Genomic DNA, 17363 nt, shown 5'->3' with positions numbered 1-17363 from the left:
AACCTAGGAGCGTGGGCCACGAAGGGCAAGCGGTCTTGGCGAGGAAAATCATCGGGGTTTCTGGATTTTTTACTGAAATCGCGACGGAAAAACCGAGGAGCACCGTAGAATGATCAGATGCCCAAGAGGTGAGACAGGCCGACGGGCATGATAGGAGGTTCCGATGAAACACGGTCGCCATATTCTTTCAACATCCCTTTTGATCGCCGCCATGGTCGCCGCACCCTTTGCCGCAGTGGCTCAAAGTGCGCCGCGCCCGATCCAACAACAGCAGCAATTGAAGGTTCAAATCCAAGATCAGGTTTATGTCCGCAAAGGCGTGACCCTGAACGGACGCGCAGGACCGGGTACGCAGTATCACAAACTGCTGGCGTTGAAGTCTGGCACTCAACTCAAATTGCTCAATCAACAAGGCGGCTGGGCCGAGGTCCAAACCCCGCAAGGTCAAAAGGCTTGGGTCTCGAGCCGGTATTTGATGTGTGACGGCACATGTGGGTTGCACCTTGGCATGCAAACTGGCCCACAAACGGGCATGGGTCCGGGTGCCATGCGCTAAACCCGCCCGAAGAGCACCTAAGAACACCAAAGGCCCCCAATTTGGGGGCCTCTTCGTTGGGCGTTCTTTGCTGTTTACCCGCGCTCTTTCCACCGTTTCATTTGCCGCATCACCCCGTGCAACATCTGCACATCGGCACGCGTCATCGGCATCCGCGACCACAGGTTGCGCAGGTTGAGTTTCATGCTGTGGGCTTTGTCTTCGGGAAAAAAGAACCCGGAGGTCTCAAGAATCTCCTCATAGTGATCCCCGAGTTTTTCAACCTCAAGATGGCCCGCCCAGACCGTTTTGGCCAAATCGACCACTTCGGGGGCGACCTCGGTGGTTTGGCGGCCCCATTCATAGGCGTTGAGCAACACCGCCTGTGCGAGGTTGATCGAGGGAAAATCCGGGTTCACCGGCACGGTGATGATGGCATTGGCCTCCACCACGTCCTCATTTTCCAAACCCGCGCGCTCCGGCCCAAACATCACGCCAACCTTACCGCCGGATGCGGTGATGGCGCGGGCGTGTTCCATGGCGCGTTCGGGGGTCATCACCGGTTTGGTGATGCCGCGCATCCGCGCCGTGGTGGCAAAGACATAATCGCAATCGGCCAGCGCCTCACGCACCGTGCCAAACAGCTCCGCCTCATCCAAAAGCCGCCCCGCGCCCGAGGCCATGGCGACGGCATTGGGGTTAGGCCAGCCATCGCGCGGAGCGACGATGCGCATCCGGTCCAACCCGAAATTCCACATCGCCCGCGCCGCCGCCCCAATGTTTTCGCCCATCTGCGGACGCACAAGGACAAAGGCGGGGGTCGGCCCGCTTTGTGCGGCTTGCGGCGCATCTGACATGGGTGCATCTGACATGGAGGACCTCTAAATCTTGGATTTGGCGCGTGATAAGCGCATTTGCCCCCGCTCGCAAGACTTCCGCCCGCGCAAAGCTTGCGCTATAGGAGGCGAAACCCATTTTCGGAGACCAATATGTCCGACCCCGTCCAAGAGCGCCCGCAAATCTACCTGTTGACCCCGCCCGCCTTTGATCTCGACACCTTCCCGGCGCGTTTGGCCGCGGTGTTGGATACCCATGCGGTGGCCTGTGTGCGTTTGGCTTTGGCGTCCAAGGACGAGGATGTGTTGGGCCGGGCTGCGGATGCCTGTCGCGAAGTCTGTCATGCCCGCGATGTGGCGATCGTGATTGAGGCGCATGTCGCCTTGGCCGAACGTCACGGGTTGGACGGCGTGCATTTGACCGACGGATCGCGTTCCGTGCGCAAGGTCCGCAAGCTGTTGGGCGATGAAGCCATTGTCGGGGCCTTCTGTGGTGCCTCGCGCCATGACGGTTTGAACGCGGGCGAAAGCGGCGCGGATTACATCGCCTTTGGTCCGGTTGGTGACACCGATCTGGGCGACGGGACACAGGCCGAAAAAGACACGTTTCAGTGGTGGTCCGAAGTGGTCGAAGTGCCGGTGGTGGCCGAAGGCGCATTGACGGTTGAGATCGTCAAGGAGTTTGCCAAAATCACCGATTTCTTTGCCATTGGCGAAGAGATTTGGAACACCGAAGACCCGATCAAGAGCTTGGGGGCCTTCATCGCGGCGATGGACGACGGCCTAAGCGCCTAAATAGGCCTCAGGAACAGGCGGTAGCCCCGAACGCACCGCCTCTTCGCACAGGCGCGCCATCTCTTTGCGGTCTTTCACGTCTTTGACCGCAATCGGCGCGTGGAACATGACCTCGACCCGGCCTTGTGGCGAGGCTTTGAGCACCTGCACCAGTGAGGGGCCAAATTCCATATCGCCCCACCAGCCATAAAACCGCACATCTTGGCCCTCGGGCGCAATATAGCGGGCGGTGACGGGCTGAATCCAAACCTCATCACGCAGTTCAGGCGTAAAAAACGCCGCAAACAGCGTCGGCTTGAACGGCAAGACCCGCAGGCTGTCGCTCGACGTGCCCTCGGGGAAAAACAGAAGCTTATGCCCCATATGCAGCCGCTCTTCGAAGATCTGTTTTTGCAGCGCCGCCTCTGTGCGGTCGCGGTTGATAAACACCGTGCCCGTGGCCTTGGCCATGGTGCCGATGCCGGGCCAATTGGCCACTTCTGCCTTGGAGACAAAGAAAATCCGCTGCACCGCGTTGAGCACGAAAATATCAAGCCAAGTGGAATGATTGGCAACCACAGCGCCATGGTGGCGCATCGGCGTGCCGCGCACCGTCAAAGAGAGGCCCATCAGGCGCAGCGCCGTGCGTGACACGAAACGGGGGAATTGCGAGGACCACGGGCGGCGTTTGCCCTTGATCAGGCGCTCCACGCCGCGTGTGGCCAGCATCAGGACCATACAGATCGTGATCAGGCCAATCACCGGCGCGCCACGGCGCACCATCCGCCACGTTCCGCCCTGAACGGTCGCAGGCTTGGACGGCGGAATGCGGCTATCCCAAAGTGGCGCACTCACCCGCTGAGGCCCTTGGTGTACATCTCGCGTTGGCGTGGTGAAATTTCGGCGACATCCAGGATCAACAACACATCCACCGTGTCAAAGGCCAGATCGACATAGGCGCCCTCGCCGACTTTGCCGCCCATGCGCAGATAGGCTTTGATCAGCGGCGGGATCGCCAACATCGCGCGTTTGCGGTCGATCTGATCTTCGGGCACCAAATCCATCGTCTGAAAATGGGCGTCCACCGTGCGCGCGCGCAACTCAGACGGGGCCAGATGGCGGTGATGCAACAGAGACAGAGATTCGGCATGGCGCGCCACATCGGCATCAAAGAAAGAGGCCGTGCCAAACAGCACATCAAACCCTTCTTCGATCACATATTTCGCCAAGCCGGCCCACATGTGAAACAGCGCCGTGCCGCCGCGATACTCCTTGGCCACGCAGGAGCGCCCCAGTTCCAAAAGCCGCTTTCCCGTGACTTTCAACGGGGACAGATCATATTCGTCTTCGGAGTAAAACCGACCCAAAAGCGCCGCCTTTTCCCCGGACAAAAGCCGATACACCGCCACGCATTGCTCCAACGGATCGTCAGAACGGGTCACGTCGATCAACATCAAGTGGTCATAATCGGGATCAAACCGGTCGGCCTCAAGCATGGCCACATGGTCCACCATCGGCCCGTTTGAACCAAGCTCTTCGACAAATACGCGATAGCGCAGGCGTTGCGCTGCGCGTAGATCCGCCTCATTTCGGGCAAATCTCAATTGAAATCGCGGCTTTTGGGCGCTCATACGGGGGGGTGATCCTGCTCTCATCGGTGGACGGGTTTTAGGGTTTTGTTGGTTTCAATGCAACAGACGAGCGAAACAGGCGAAAAATCACTCTCTCTAAGGTTGATTAAACCTCAAGTCTCAGCGACCATAGCGGGAACAAGCCGTCAAATAAAGACGGGCAAATCGCATCTTATCACCCGTAGACAGGGAAAAGCGCCACATGTCGGCTGTCGATCACAACCTTACCCGCATGTTGAAACATGACGGTGACCTTGCCACCGATGTTCGATTGCACCTGACCGATGCCCCAGTCCGTTTGCACCGGGTGGCGCACCATTTGACCCGGTTCCAACATCGCATTGAGATCTTCCATTGCTGACGCGCTCCTCGCACAGACTGCCCCTAAAGGATAAAACATGACCCAAGACCTCGCCCGCGACATTGCCGCCATGATCGGTTCCCGCATTTGTCACGATATGATCAGCCCGGTGGGCGCGATCTCAAATGGCGTGGAACTTTTGAACATGTCGGGCGTCGGTGCAGGCCCTGAACTCAGCCTTATCTCTGAAAGTGTGGAAAATGCAAATGCTCGGGTGAAATTCTTTCGCGTGGCCTTTGGCGTGGCCTCCGCCGGCCAAATGTCCTCGCGCGCCGAAATGGTCACCATTCTCAAAGGCATTTCAACCACACGCCTCACCTATCATTGGGACGCGTCTGAGGACATGCCGCGCGAGGAGGTCAAACTCGCCTGTCTGATGATGATGTGCCTGGAAACCGCCCTGCCCCGTGGCGGCGAAATCCGCCTGTCCTGCTCCGGTGGACAATGGAGCGTGCGCGCCCGCGCAGATCGGCTTGAACCCGCACCCGACCTTTGGGCCCGCCTGGGCGCGCTGTCCAAGGCCGAGGGGCTAAAACCCTCCGATGTGCAATTCCTTTTGGCCCCGATGCAGGCCGCCGCTCTTGGTCGCCGCATCACCCATTCTTCCGGCGATGGGGTGATCACCCTAAACGCCTAACCACACTCCCAGCCGCCCCATGTGATCCTCGGGGTGGCACCTTGAAGGCGCGGGCCCCCTCTGACCCGCGCCTTCCTTTTGTCTTCCCGGCTCCTCAACGAAAAACGCGCGAAAGGCTCCCCTCCGCGCGTTTTTACCGTGATAAAACACTCAAATATCCGCGCGGTTACGCCCGCACAGACCCTTCAGAGGTCACCAGATATTTGAACGAGGTCAATTGCTCGGCCCCCACCGGCCCACGCGCATGCATTTTGCCCGTGGCGATGCCAATCTCGGCGCCCATGCCAAATTCGCCGCCATCGGCAAATTGGGTCGAGCTGTTGTGCATCAGGATCGCACTGTCGATCTCGGCAAAGAACCGCGCCACATGTTCAGGCGTCTCGGACAGGATGCAATCGGTGTGGTTCGACGAATACTGGTGAATGTGATCAATCGCGCCGTCGATCCCGTCCACCACTTTGGCGGCGACAATGCTGTCGAGATATTCGTGGCCCCAATCGTCTTCGGTCGCCGGGATCACCGCGCTGTTCATCGCCTGAACCGCCGCGTCTCCACGCACCTCAACGCCTTTGCCGATCAGTGCCGCAATCACATCCGCGCCCAAGCTGTCGGCCACTTGACGGTCAATCAACAGGCATTCCACCGAGCCGCAAATCCCGGTGCGCCGGGTTTTGGCGTTGATCACCACATTCATCGCTTTGACCGGATCAGCGGAGGCGTCGATAAAGATATGCACGATGCCTTCAAGATGGGCAAACACCGGCACCCGCGCCTCGCGTTGCACCAGCCCAACCAAGCCCTTGCCACCACGCGGCACGATCACGTCGATATAATCGGTCATGGTCAACATCTCGCTGACCGCTGCCCGGTCCCGCGTCGGCACACGCTGGATCGCATCTTCGGGCAGGCCCGCGGCCTTGAGCCCATCGACCAAACAGGCGTGGATCGCGCCGGAGCTGTGGAAACTCTCCGAACCACCGCGCAGGATCACCGCATTGCCCGCCTTAAGGCACAAAGCCCCGGCATCCGCGGTCACATTCGGGCGGCTCTCATAGATCACGCCAATGACGCCCAAAGGCGTGCGCACCCGTTTGATATGCAGGCCGGTGGGCTGGTCCCATTCGGCCATCACATCGCCAACCGGATCTTTTTGACCCGCAACCGCGCTCAAGCCCTCCACCATGCCCTGAATACGCGTCTCGTCCAGCATCAGCCGGTCCATCATCGCGTCGGTCAGACCCTTTTCGCGGCCAAAGGCCATGTCTTTTTCATTCGCCGCAATGATCTCCGCCCGTCGCGCCCAAATGGCATCGGCGGCCGCGTTCAATGCGGCCTGTTTTTGCGCGGATGTGGCCACGGCCAGCTTGGCACTCGCGGCTTTCGCGCGCGCGCCCAAATCCTGCATCATCGTCTTTACGTCTAACTCTGTCATAGCACCAAATCATCTCTGTGGATCAAAGCGGCCCGACCGGAATAGCCGAGGATCGCCTGTATGTCTTCGGAATGCGCGCCTTTGATCGCCTCGGATTCCTCTGAGGTATAGCGGGACAGGCCCAACCCAATGCGCGCGCCATTGGGTCCAAGGACCACCACTGGTTCGCCGCGGCCAAAATGGCCAACAACCTCCGAGACGCCGACGGGCAACAGGGAATTTCCATGCGCGAGCGCTCGTGCCGCCCCCGCATCAATGATGATTTCACCTTTCGGCTTCATCGCGCCGATCCAGCGTTTGCGGGCACGTTCCGGATCTTCATGCGCGATAAACCATGTGGCCCGCGCCCCCGCCTCAAGTGCCTGAATCGGCCGGTCTTTAAATCCTTCGGTGATTGCCATGGTGCAGCCACCGGCAATGGCGGTTTTGGCAGCCATGATTTTGGTTTTCATTCCGCCCTTGGACAGACCAGACACCGGATCACCAGCCATGGCTTCAATTTCTGGCGTGATGTGTTCGACAGTGGCGATATGGCGAGCGGAGGCGTCGATATTTGGGTTTGCGGTGTAAAGCCCGTCAATATCGGAGAGCAACACCAAGCGATCCGCGCCGACCGTGACCGCAATTTGCGCCGCCAGACGGTCGTTGTCGCCATAACGGATTTCATCGGTGGCCACCGTGTCGTTTTCATTGACGATCGGCACCGCGCCAAGGCCCAACAGCGCGTCCAAAGTGGCGCGCGAATTAAGATACCGGCGACGATCGGCGCTGTCTTCCAGCGTCAATAGAATCTGCGATGTGGTGATGCCGAGCGGCTCCAACACCTCTTGATAGGCCCGCGCCAGACGGATTTGCCCGACAGAGGCCGCTGCTTGTGAGTGCTCAAGCGGCAATTCTCCCGCGGGCAGGTGCAAAATCCCCCGCCCCAGCGCAATGGAGCCCGACGAGACCAAAATCACCGCCGCACCGCGGGCTTTGAGCATCGCCACGTCTTCGGCCAGGCCCTTGAGCCAGTCCGCGCGCAATTCCCCGCGCTCGACCAAGAGCGCCGAGCCGATTTTGATCACAACACGTTTTGCGCCGCTTAGGGTTGCCAATTCTGGTCTTCCTCTTCGTCCGATGCCTCGGCCTGTTTGGTCCGCAGACGGTCCATCGAAATCTCGGCCTTGAGCGCGCGCAACACGGTCTCAACCCCGGCCTTGGTCGCGCCGGACATGGTGTAAACCCGCCCGCCGGACGCCTCTTGCAGCGCCGCCAGTTTTTCCTCGATCTCCTCATCCATCAGGCTGTCAACCTTGTTGAGGACGGTGATCCGCGGCTTGTCGCCCAACACATCGGAATAGTTTTCGATCTCGGTGATAATGGTCTGATAATCCTTGACCACATCCTCGGCAGTGCCATCAACCAGATGCAACAACACAGCGCAGCGTTCGACGTGGCCCAAGAACAAATCGCCCAGGCCCCGGCCCTCAGACGCGCCTTCGATCAAGCCAGGAATATCAGCGACGACAAATTCGGCGCCATCAATGCCCACCACCCCGAGGTTCGGGTGCAGCGTGGTAAACGGATAGTCCGCGATTTTAGGCCGCGCATTCGAGGTCACACTCAAAAACGTCGATTTCCCGGCGTTGGGCAGGCCCAAAAGCCCGGCATCGGCGATCAGTTTCAGTCGCAGCCAAATCGTGCGATCAATCCCCGGCTGACCCGGATTGGCCGAGCGCGGCGCTTGGTTGGTCGAGCTTTTGAACCGCAGGTTGCCCCAGCCGCCATTGCCGCCCTTGGCCAAAACAAACCGCTGCCCGACCTCGGTCAGATCGGCGATCACCGTCTCTTCGTCTTCGTCCAGAATTTCAGTACCCGCCGGTACGCGCAACACGATGTCCTCGCCATCCTTGCCGGTGCGATTGTTGCCCATACCGCCTTGGCCGTTTTGAGCAAAAAAGTGCTGTTGATAGCGGAAATCAATCAGCGTGTTGAGCCCGTCCACCGTCTCGATGATCACAGAGCCGCCGCGCCCACCGTCGCCGCCGTTCGGGCCGCCGTATTCGATAAACTTTTCACGCCGAAACGACACGCAGCCGTTCCCGCCGGAGCCCGATCGAATGTAAACTTTGGCCAGATCGAGAAATTTCATGTCTTTGTCCTTCTGTGCCCCATGATCCTAGGGCTTTGGGCAGATGTATCGCGGCTCGCCGCCAAACTCAATGTGCGTTGTTATGTGCGGTGTTGTGGGGGGGCTGTGTCAGAGGATTTGCGCGACGCCCACACCTCTCGCGTCAAACTCATCGCTTGCGCCGCAACGGTTTGACCACGCGCCATACTATACTGTTGCAGAGGCTCGGTATCCTCAAACCCCAGCCCTTTCAAAATGGCCCGCGATTTGGCATTCGCAACAAAGTGGTATGAGGCAAGGCTCAGACCATCATGGGCAAACCAATGATCCACCACCGCCTGCGCCGCCTCCGACATATAGCCATGCCCCCAATAAGGCTGGCCAAGCCAATAGCCGAGATGTTCGGCGATACCGATCACCCCCATGATATGACCGCTGTCTTTATGAACAATCCCAAAGCGATAGGGGCTATTGAGCCGGGCAATGAACCACTGCATCTCAATGACGCCATAGGGGTATCTGATCCGGCTGAGCCATTTCGACACCTCAAAATCATTCAATAACCGCGTCAAAGGCGCCGCGTCCGCTTGGCTCAGCGGCCGCAGGATCAAACGGTCTGTTTCAAGAGAGAAGCTTTGGGAGTCTGTGGTCATCGGGGTCTGTCCTGGTGTGGGCGACCCCGATTTGGGGTCAGTCGAGTTTGCGCAGATAGGTCCAGGTCGGGACCAAGGTGTTGCGCGCAACCGAGAAGGTTTCCGCATCGCCGATATATTCAAAGCCCGCGGCGGTCACGACCCGGGCCGAAGCTGGGTTGTCCTGAAAAATCTCGGCAAACATGGTTTTAGAGCCCAACGGATTGGCCGCCACCATGGCGCCCAACGCCATGCGGGCCAATCCGGTGCCCCAAAACGAGGGCGCGACCCAAAAGGCCACTTCGCATTGATCGCGATCGAGCGGTTTCAGGGAAATCACCCCCAAAACCTCGGACAGCTCATGGTTGGAGCCATCGAGCACCCAAACTTTTTCCTCAGTGCCGGGTTTGAGTGCGCGGGCCACGAAAGCCTCGGTCGCGCCGGGAGGCAGGGGATGCGGCAAAGAACGCGAATTGCGCGCCACGCGCACATCGCCCGCATACATCGACAACAGCCCCGCATCCGAGCGGCGCGGTGGGCGCAGGACAAACCGTTCCGTTTCAATCACTGCCTGTGTGTTCGTCTCAACCGCGTTTTTCACGATCTCCATATTCATCTCTCTTCCTCCTGAAAGAGTTGGATTCTTATTGAATCCGATATAAGCACCTTTTCCTCCCCGAAAAGGTCCCTTCGAAAACCCCATCTCGGGGAAGCGACAAGATACACAGCACATACGACAGCAATGTTAACGTAGCCTTAGCCAAACTGTCCCGGTATCACGTTCCGTGCCGCTGATTCCGCCAAATCGCGCGGCATCATGCAAAAGGGGACCGGCTGCGCCGATCCCCTTGATTTTTTCAAACCCGTATCGGACGGCTTATTCAGCGGCCTCCGCCACTGGAAGAACCGATACAAAAGTGCGTTTTTTCAGGCCCTTGTGAAAGGTCACTTTGCCATCGGTGGTTGCAAAGATGGTGTGATCTTTGCCAAGACCCACGCCTTCGCCCGGCCAGAATTTGGTGCCGCGCTGACGCACGATGATGTTGCCCGAAATGGCCTCTTGGCCACCGTAAAGTTTGACGCCGAGACGGCGGCCAGCTGAGTCGCGACCGTTACGGGACGAACCGCCTGCTTTTTTATGTGCCATGGTGTTCTCTCCTTAACTACGCTTACTTCGCCAGTTCTTTGGCTTGTTCAACCCACTCGGGTTTGACTTTCACGGCGTCGAAAGTTTCGACGTCAACGGAAGCCAACTGAGCGAAAGTGGTGATGCCTGCTTCGACCAATTTCTTGGCAGCAGCGGGGCCAACACCGGTGATGGTGGTCAGATCGTCAGCGCCAGCAGCTGCAACCGGAGCCGCAGCTTTCGCGGCTTTCTTCGGAGCAGCAGCTTCGACAGCGGTTTTCGGAGCGGAACCCGCGCCGATCGCAGCTTTGACGCCGGTTGCATCCGCACCCGCTTCCAAAATGTCGGTGATGCGCAGCAGAGTCAGTTGCTGACGGTGGCCTTTTTTACGCTGCGACGAGTGCTTACGACGACGCTTGACGTAGTGGATGAGTTTCTCACCCTTGATTTGGTCGATGACTTCGGCTTGCACGCCGGCGCCGGCCACGAGGGGCGCGCCGATGGTGGAGCCAACCATCAAAATCTCGTTGAACTGGATTTTTTCACCAGCTGCGGCCGCAAGTTTCTCAACGCGCAAAACGTCACCGCTTTGCACTTTGTATTGCTTGCCACCAGTCTTCAGAACCGCAAACATGCAGTTATCCTTTCGATATACCCGCGTTTTGTGGCCCCGGAGCAAATCCCCGATGTTCATGCCGTCAAACAGCGCGCCCCTTGTTGGGGTCGAGATTGTCATTTTGCCAATTTGGACCTGTTTCACACCGTTTAAAAAAGACGTGAGGCCCAAAAGACATCACCCGGTCGCACCTTTGGGTCCGCCGGGTGGCGCGTGTATCGGGAATCGTGGGTGAAAAGTCAAGGCCGGATTATGGGACTCGCCGCCAAAACGGGGACATCCCACGCCGAACCTTAGAGTTGTTCCCCATCATACATTTGCATCAGCATCGAGGTCCCTGCCCCAAGCCCACGCGACAGGTCCGCATAAACCGCATCAAAGGCGGCGAACAGGGCAAAATTCAACTGCCGCCCGGCCTCACTGCGCGAAAACTCCACATAGCGTGCGAATTCTTCGTCGCTCAATGTATCATAGGCCAGCGTCGAAAACCCGTAGACCCATTCGGACACATCGGCGCGCACTTCGGGTTCCGTGGACCAAATCTCGCGCATCAGGTCGCCTTCGCTCATCGCGTCGGAACCCGCAACCGTCCAAAGCCCGCGGTAATAGGCGATGTCGCTGTTCATCGCGCCCACCACGTTCATTTCGACCAAGTCATTGGCCTGCACATAGTCTTCGATCAACTTGGCACGCCGGGAGTCGGGGTCGAGCGCCGCCCAAGCCTCGCCCGCGGCCGCCTGCGCCGCCTCCCCCGTCATCGCTTTGCGCGTGTCGAGTTCAAGCCGGGCGATGCGTTGCCCCAAATCGGTGGTGAAAAACGCCACCATTGGTGCAACATCCGCATCCTCAAGCGCCTTACCCATTTCAGACCGAAATGCATGTGCCATCGCCTCCGGATCATAGAGCCGATCAAGCATGTTTTGCCACGCGGGCTTTGGCACACCATAGCCCGCCTCAACGAAATCATCGGCCATCGCGCGGCCTTCGTCGGACAAGACTTCCGAGACATCGCGAAACAACAGGGCCTGCAACAGCGCATCAAGATCCTCGCCCTGCACCGCGCCAGTCCCCGCCTTGGCCGCGTAAGGTACAGACAGAGCCATTGTGACCGCCATCACCGTGACCGCGACAAAAGACATCGCTCGTGTCAGCCAAGCCCTACGAAAGCTGTGTGCATGTTCGATCATCAAAACCCTTTCCAAAACGGTCTATGGCCACGCCTCGCAGCCGCGGACATACCCGCCATGCCCCATGGCTATACGGCCAATTCAGTTACCGAATGGTAAGCAGAGACAAAGGTTTTTGCCAAGTCACCAAAGCGTTTTTGACAACAAAGGCGGAATTTGGCGCAGCTTTGCCAAAAAGAATGTCACGAAAGGGCTTGCGCCGCCCTCATAGCCCCGCTAAATCACCCGCCACCAGACCCCCGCGGAGAGGTGCCGGAGTGGTCGAACGGGGCGGTCTCGAAAACCGTTGTCCCTTTACGGGGACCCAGGGTTCGAATCCCTGTCTCTCCGCCACTTTACCATTTCTATTGATCCATATAGAACCGCTTAGTAGCGTATAAGTCACTGAACTTATGCGCTCATCTGCGTTCGTTGATCTTATTGGCTTCGTTTCGATTTCGCTCAGTTCTGTTCAATTGATGGTACGAAATGTTGTATTCTAAATGGCCTATACTTCTGGAAAGCTGACGAAGAATCTGGTCCGAACGCTTGGACCAGGACGACACTGCGATGGCCACGTGCCCTATCTGGTGGTTGATCCATCCTGCGCGCAGCGCTGGATTGTCCGCGCAAAGGTCAAAGGACAGCGAAATCGGCAGGGCAACCCGCTACGTACCGATTTTGGCCTCGGAGGCGTGGATGTCGTGACACTCAACGTGGCTCGCGGACGTGCCTTGTTTCGAAGAGTCGCTCGGCAGGTCCATATCGAACGCCTGCAGACTATGCTTTTCCCAAGATCGTTCGAATGCCGGTTTCGGATATCGACCAGCCTGAAATCTTCCATCTATCGCAGCGTTTTCTGCCTTTGCGTTGATCCTAACGCACACCCCGTCAATACATCACTGGCCGCTGGTCTTCCCATTCAGCGGCAGTGAATATCTCCGGCAGGGTGAGGCGCGAGCAGGCGAGGATGTCGTCTTCCGGCTTCGGCAGGCTCTGCGAAAACGGCCAATGCAGGGGGATACCTTCGGGCGTGTCTTCCGTGACGATCAATCCTGCCTCGTTCACCGTCCCACCGCCTGCACGGATCAGGTCAGCGATACACAGGTCTGCAACGTCGCTGCGCAGAATGTCGATCAGCGTGCCGAATTGCCCGGCGAACGCGCCATCGGTACACCAATAGACGTGGCCCGGCGTGACCTTGGAGCCGTGGAAGTCGAGGATCATGGTGGCGTCGATGAGCTTGGTGCGGGTCACCTTGCCCGGGACCAATTCGCCCTGCTCGTCGAAGGACAGCACCATGTCGCCGGGGAGGATATCTTCGATGGGCTTTTTGCTGCCGTCCGCCATGGTGATCAGGGTGCCGGGGAGGAAGCAACGGTCAGTAATTAGCGTCGATGTGGCGTCATCGGTTTTGAATACATAGTACGAATTGTATCCCGGATCCAATGGATAGCTCGCCGCCTCCAGAAAGGGCTTACCTTCAATTGGTGTTAAGCGATTTCCTTCGAGGTCCGTCGCATAACTGATCACCACCGTGTACCCAGATTCATTCCCCGAAATTTCAGAAACGATGATAACGCCATCGCCCTCAAACGAGCGGTCATATCTCGTTACGGAAAAATCTGTTTCAAATTCGCTACTGGCAGCTTCGTAAGAAAACCCTACTTCTAGGACGTCACTGTCTCCTCCACCCACAGTCACCATCATGTCGCCGGTTTGCATGTTTCTCTGCCCCGTCACCTGAAGAGGCAGACCAATGGGGGTCCCACCGCCGATGTATGTAGCACCAGAAGTATCAATAACAAATTCATCGTTTACATCAAAAAGATCGAAGCTAATGGTCGATGAAGCAGATCCTGCAGCCCCCATCGACGCGCCTGTGAAGAATGTCAGAGTCACGCCAGATTTATCATCGTATCCAACTCCGACTCCAAAACCGGCGACCTTCCCATATACTTGACTACTTGCCATCTATTCATCGTCCCCTTTGTATAGATCACTATAAAGCTTTATCGAACTGTTCCCGAATATTCGGTTCCTTGTTCTATTAATGGGTGTCAAAACATACTGCACAAACGACCATCCCAACCCCAAGACGGCAGCAATGCCAGTTGAAATCATCAGAAATTGGCCGGCATCGTTTTTTTGCACCCAGTAATTGAGCAGAACTCCAATGACAAAGAGTGCCAATGGAACAAGTTTCATAGACGTTTCTCCTTGTGAACTTGAAATGGGCCCGGGTTTAGGGCGGTTCGGCCGCTGTTCCATGACTGTATCCAAGTAAATCTCATGCCGCTCGTGTCTATCCTCGACTGGTCCAGCAGGTGTCCGTTGGCGTTCGAGCAATAGCTCCCAAACCCACACATATATTTGTATATTATGTATATATTGTCCGTCGTCAAAATATGGGGCTTCAGGACGGTTTGAGAATTTGAGGCCTTGGCTCGTTTGTGTGATTGATTGTGATGCCTGTTTTTGATGTTGCAAGCTGTGTCGGCCATACAGCCGATCGAGGATGGCACCGCCGACTACATGCGCCGCTTCATCCACAAAAGGATCGGCGTCCGACAGGAAATCGTTGCCGACGCGCTCGACGGGTTGAGCTATACAAGCAGCCCTATGCCTTTAACATCTGGCTCACCTTGCCGGATGGCATGAGCCGTGCGGACATCGTCGCGCATATGGCAGGTCGTAAGCTTGGCCTCATGCCTCAGACGCCTTTACCGGCCCCCTCCGCCCGAAGAGAAACTTTGTACCTGCCTTAGCGGCACAATCACCCGAGAGACCCTTAGGGAAAACCTCTAGTTCCTCACCAACACGCTCATCCCGAACGCCATCATGGGCTGATACTCTGGCCCGCAGCACGGTCAGGGCGCGTGAGGCTGGCGCGGGCCGTTCTGGTGCAGGCCTACGTTAAAACATTTCGTGTTAGACGTGGAGATTTGATGCCAAACGCTTTATTCTGTCGTTATGTCAACGCCGTCCAATTGACTTCAACACCCCCACCACAACACCCCGCCACGTCACACATCGAGCAAATTCATCTTTGCGGCAATTGCCACCGCTTCTGATGTGGTCAAGGCCGACAGTTTTTGCCGCAGGTTGCGACAGTGCATATCAACGGTCGGCAAAGAAATATTCAGCTCGTACGCAATCCGATCCCGCCGCTGGCCAGAGGCGGCCAGTCGCAACACCGACGTTTCCCGCGATGTGAGTTTTGGCAAGGCCACAGGCGTGGCCTCGCCCACCGCCTGTGGCAAAAACAAAACGATGCGGATGAGCTCGGGTTGGAACGGCAGAATGTTGATTTGCACCGGTGCCTGTCCCTCTACCCGCAAAATCGACGCCCTCGGCGGCATCTCTTTACAGGCCGCTCTCAAGGCATTTGAAAATCGCTTGGCGGGTTGGGCAGTGAAATATTCCTGCCTCTGCCCCCTCACAAAGCGCGGGTTTGCCTTGAGAAATCGCGCAGCGGCGTGATCGCGGCTCACGATCCGCGCGCTGGGAGTGACATCCAGACAGGCAAGCGCCGTTGTCTCTGCACCGGGGATCATCCGCGTGATGTAAGAGCTGTGCCTGTCCTGTGACATCTGCGCCGCCGGTCCCTGTAGGTGCATGGTCTGACGGAGGTGTCAGATCTTTAGCCAAAGATACGCGGCAGGGATTGGCGCAATCGCCCCCCTTTGGGGGGGCATGATCAAAAAAGACGCGCCATGTGCAAAAAAAACGACTTTTACCGTTTGTGAGGCCCGGTAGGTTTGAAATTTGAGGTCAGAAATGCTACGCAACCTCATATGGTTGGCTGGTTTTAGAGGCTGTGTGTTTGTGCACAACACCCTCACTCTCGAAGACACAGGACGGCACCAACACTGAACCTTGGAGAGATATCGTAGACGATGAGCCACGTATCGCAATTCATTGAAACCTTGGAGGCGGCGCTGCACACAGAGCGCAAGGTGGCCTTGCCCTCTGAGGATGCGATCTTGCTTCAGACGCAGGACAAGCCCGGCAGCGAACGGTTCTTTTTCCGCAATTTTGCCCGGTGCAGCTTCCCGGCCAATCTCTACGACCAACAAGGAATGTGCCAAATCGACACGTTTGGCGCCGCTCCCAAAGACGCCTTTCCCGCCCGGATGCGGATGCCACAAGAGGCGTCAACGGGATGTGCGTTTGTGGTGGCCGATGACCACCTCTATTTCCTCTATGATCGCATTGATCGGTGGAGCGACGCCCCGGATCATCTGGCCTTTGTCGCGGTGCGCATTGACGCGGAGCGGATTGCGGCGCTGGCGGATGACGCGCCCGATCTACGGCTGACCAAATCCGAATATCTGTTGCTGGCGCATTTGATGACCGGGCTGGATTTGAAAAACGCGGCAACGCTTTTGGGCGCGTCTTATGACACCAAACGCAAACAGGTGCAGGTCATTCAGGACAAGCTCGGGGTCAAAACCCAAACCGCCCTGCTCCGCGCCCTGTCGGTCGATCTCACCGCGCGTATTCTGGACGAGATTCTCCCCACCCAGCAGCGCAATTTTGAGACCGCTTTGGTCAAACGCCAATTCGGCAAAGACGTGATCGTCAATATGGTCACAATCGGCGAAGGGCTTGAGGTGCCGGTGTGGGAATTTGGCGCGCGCCGGGGCCGTCCGGTGTTGTATTTCCACTCGATGTTGGCACCCATCGCTTTTCACCCGGAGATGAGTTCCTGCCTGAACAAGCTTGGTTTGCGCCTGATGATTGTACCACGGCATTTCATGGGCTTTGACGGCCTTTTGGATGCCGAAACCCGCCTCAGAAAACTGACCCGAGCGCTGGCTGATACGATGGACTACCTGACCGATGAGCCGCTGATCTGTCTTGGCGAAAGCGCCGGAGTGCCGTGGCTGGCGCATTTTGCCCGGCACAATCCCGATCTGGTGTCGCATGTCATTTTGGCCGCCACGCCGCAACCCGCCGCCGCCCATCCGATGCCTGAACCAGACCACGCGCCCACGCTTTTCGTCGAAATCTCCAACCGTCTGCGCCGCGATGCGCGGGTGATTGCGGGACTGACGCGGGTCTATAACGCGATCAGCCGGGTGCCGATGTTTGCGCAAAAGGCGCTGGCGCATATGTACCGCAAATCTCCCGCAGATCTGGCCTGTCTTGAGGATTTGTTTCGCCACCCGCATCTGTGCGACTGGCTGCGTCTGATTGCCAATCATGCGACCTTGGCCTCTGTCGATGAATTGACCAACCTGCAACGCAATTGGCCAAAGGATTTGCGCGCATTGCAATGTGGCGTGACATTTGTACACGGCCTTGAGGACCCGATCAGCCCGATTGACGACATCCGGTCTGTTGCGCAAGCGCTGCCTGACGCCGCATTTCATGCGGTTGAGAATGCGGGGCACCTCATTTTCACTCAGCATTTTAAAGAATTCGTGGACCATATCGCCACACTGGCGCGCCCTGCCCCGTCCTCGTCGCCGGGCCGCGTCTGAGCGCCGCGCGGCCGC

19 protein-coding genes and 1 tRNA gene are annotated in these 17363 nt (G+C 57.8%); 5 read left to right on the top strand and 15 right to left on the bottom strand.

The window, feature by feature from the left end; translation table 11 throughout:
- Window positions 1-163: 163 nt before the first annotated feature.
- Window positions 164-556 carry an SH3 domain-containing protein gene (locus tag C8029_RS17335; protein ID WP_009571831.1) on the top strand — a complete coding sequence of 131 codons (393 nt, stop codon included), beginning with the start codon at window positions 164-166 and terminating at the stop codon, window positions 554-556.
- A 74-nt stretch (window positions 557-630) separates the two neighbouring features.
- On the opposite strand, the gene C8029_RS17330 is transcribed toward C8029_RS17335, so the two are convergent.
- Window positions 631-1407 (bottom strand): RNA methyltransferase, encoded by a 777-nt coding sequence (locus tag C8029_RS17330; protein ID WP_009571830.1) that lies wholly within the window; start codon window positions 1405-1407, stop codon window positions 631-633.
- 117 nt (window positions 1408-1524) lie between these two features.
- On the opposite strand from C8029_RS17330, the gene C8029_RS17325 reads away from it, so the two are divergent.
- Complete coding sequence (locus C8029_RS17325) at window positions 1525-2166, top strand: thiamine phosphate synthase (RefSeq protein WP_009571829.1); 642 nt, start codon at window positions 1525-1527, stop codon at window positions 2164-2166.
- On the opposite strand, the gene olsA is transcribed toward C8029_RS17325, so the two are convergent.
- The 3 genes from olsA to C8029_RS17310 all read right to left on the bottom strand — a co-directional run bounded on the left by olsA (window position 2155) and on the right by C8029_RS17310 (window position 4131).
- Entirely contained in the window at window positions 2155-3000 is an 846-nt protein-coding gene (olsA, locus tag C8029_RS17320) for a lyso-ornithine lipid O-acyltransferase (RefSeq protein WP_226946383.1), read from the bottom strand. The two genes, C8029_RS17325 and olsA, sit on opposite strands and share 12 nt — an antisense overlap.
- Window positions 2997-3776, bottom strand: coding sequence for an L-ornithine N(alpha)-acyltransferase (gene olsB, locus C8029_RS17315; protein ID WP_009571827.1), 780 nt, complete (start codon window positions 3774-3776; stop codon window positions 2997-2999). The genes olsA and olsB overlap by 4 nt, the downstream gene beginning before the upstream one ends.
- A gap of 175 nt (window positions 3777-3951) precedes the next feature.
- Window positions 3952-4131: a DUF3553 domain-containing protein gene (locus C8029_RS17310; protein WP_009571826.1), complete on the bottom strand. Its 180-nt coding sequence runs from the start codon at window positions 4129-4131 to the stop codon at window positions 3952-3954.
- Window positions 4132-4174: 43 nt separating this feature from the next.
- On the opposite strand from C8029_RS17310, the gene C8029_RS17305 reads away from it, so the two are divergent.
- Window positions 4175-4774, top strand: coding sequence for a histidine phosphotransferase family protein (locus C8029_RS17305; RefSeq protein ID WP_009571825.1), 600 nt, complete (start codon window positions 4175-4177; stop codon window positions 4772-4774).
- 166 nt (window positions 4775-4940) lie between these two features.
- Here C8029_RS17305 and C8029_RS17300 read toward each other — a convergent pair whose 3' ends face one another.
- The 8 genes from C8029_RS17300 to C8029_RS17265 all read right to left on the bottom strand — a co-directional run bounded on the left by C8029_RS17300 (window position 4941) and on the right by C8029_RS17265 (window position 11880).
- Entirely contained in the window at window positions 4941-6206 is a 1266-nt protein-coding gene (locus tag C8029_RS17300) for a glutamate-5-semialdehyde dehydrogenase (RefSeq protein WP_040402104.1), read from the bottom strand.
- Window positions 6203-7303 (bottom strand): glutamate 5-kinase, encoded by a 1101-nt coding sequence (gene proB / locus C8029_RS17295; RefSeq protein ID WP_152003380.1) that lies wholly within the window; start codon window positions 7301-7303, stop codon window positions 6203-6205. The genes C8029_RS17300 and proB overlap by 4 nt, the downstream gene beginning before the upstream one ends.
- Window positions 7291-8340: a GTPase ObgE gene (gene obgE, locus C8029_RS17290; protein WP_009571822.1), complete on the bottom strand. Its 1050-nt coding sequence runs from the start codon at window positions 8338-8340 to the stop codon at window positions 7291-7293. Before obgE ends, proB begins: the two co-directional genes overlap by 13 nt.
- 80 nt (window positions 8341-8420) lie before the next feature.
- Window positions 8421-8972: a GNAT family N-acetyltransferase gene (locus C8029_RS17285; RefSeq protein WP_193217679.1), complete on the bottom strand. Its 552-nt coding sequence runs from the start codon at window positions 8970-8972 to the stop codon at window positions 8421-8423.
- A 37-nt stretch (window positions 8973-9009) separates the two neighbouring features.
- Window positions 9010-9561 carry a GNAT family N-acetyltransferase gene (locus C8029_RS17280; protein WP_414632329.1) on the bottom strand — a complete coding sequence of 184 codons (552 nt, stop codon included), beginning with the start codon at window positions 9559-9561 and terminating at the stop codon, window positions 9010-9012.
- 267 nt (window positions 9562-9828) lie between these two features.
- Window positions 9829-10098 carry a 50S ribosomal protein L27 gene (rpmA, locus tag C8029_RS17275; protein ID WP_009571819.1) on the bottom strand — a complete coding sequence of 90 codons (270 nt, stop codon included), beginning with the start codon at window positions 10096-10098 and terminating at the stop codon, window positions 9829-9831.
- Window positions 10099-10120: 22 nt separating this feature from the next.
- The gene (locus tag C8029_RS17270) at window positions 10121-10711 is read right to left on the bottom strand and encodes a 50S ribosomal protein L21 (protein WP_152003390.1); all 591 of its coding nucleotides are present in this window, start codon (window positions 10709-10711) and stop codon (window positions 10121-10123) included.
- A gap of 275 nt (window positions 10712-10986) precedes the next feature.
- Complete coding sequence (locus C8029_RS17265; protein ID WP_009571817.1) at window positions 10987-11880, bottom strand: DUF2059 domain-containing protein; 894 nt, start codon at window positions 11878-11880, stop codon at window positions 10987-10989.
- A 243-nt stretch (window positions 11881-12123) separates the two neighbouring features.
- Here C8029_RS17265 and C8029_RS17260 point away from each other — a divergent pair.
- A tRNA-Ser gene (locus C8029_RS17260) sits at window positions 12124-12213 on the top strand.
- Between the two features lie 537 nt (window positions 12214-12750).
- Here the strand turns inward: C8029_RS17260 and C8029_RS17250 are convergent.
- The 3 genes from C8029_RS17250 to C8029_RS17240 all read right to left on the bottom strand — a co-directional run bounded on the left by C8029_RS17250 (window position 12751) and on the right by C8029_RS17240 (window position 15452).
- On the bottom strand, window positions 12751-13761 hold the full coding sequence (locus tag C8029_RS17250) for a Hint domain-containing protein (RefSeq protein WP_152003378.1): 1011 nt from the start codon (window positions 13759-13761) through the stop codon (window positions 12751-12753).
- Window positions 13762-13833: 72 nt separating this feature from the next.
- Complete coding sequence (locus C8029_RS17245; protein ID WP_009571815.1) at window positions 13834-14067, bottom strand: hypothetical protein; 234 nt, start codon at window positions 14065-14067, stop codon at window positions 13834-13836.
- A gap of 818 nt (window positions 14068-14885) precedes the next feature.
- Complete coding sequence (locus C8029_RS17240; RefSeq protein ID WP_157789804.1) at window positions 14886-15452, bottom strand: response regulator transcription factor; 567 nt, start codon at window positions 15450-15452, stop codon at window positions 14886-14888.
- Between the two features lie 306 nt (window positions 15453-15758).
- Between C8029_RS17240 and C8029_RS17235 the strand changes: the two genes are divergently transcribed.
- Window positions 15759-17348, top strand: coding sequence for an alpha/beta fold hydrolase (locus C8029_RS17235; protein ID WP_009571813.1), 1590 nt, complete (start codon window positions 15759-15761; stop codon window positions 17346-17348).
- Window positions 17349-17363 lie beyond the last annotated feature (15 nt).

It is taken from the genome of Roseobacter sp. TSBP12 (assembly GCF_009129705.1).
Classification (GTDB): Bacteria; Pseudomonadota; Alphaproteobacteria; order Rhodobacterales; family Rhodobacteraceae; genus Celeribacter; species Celeribacter baekdonensis_A.
The sequence above is the reverse complement of the archived record's forward strand: the minus strand, read 5'-3'. Positions and strand labels throughout refer to the sequence as shown.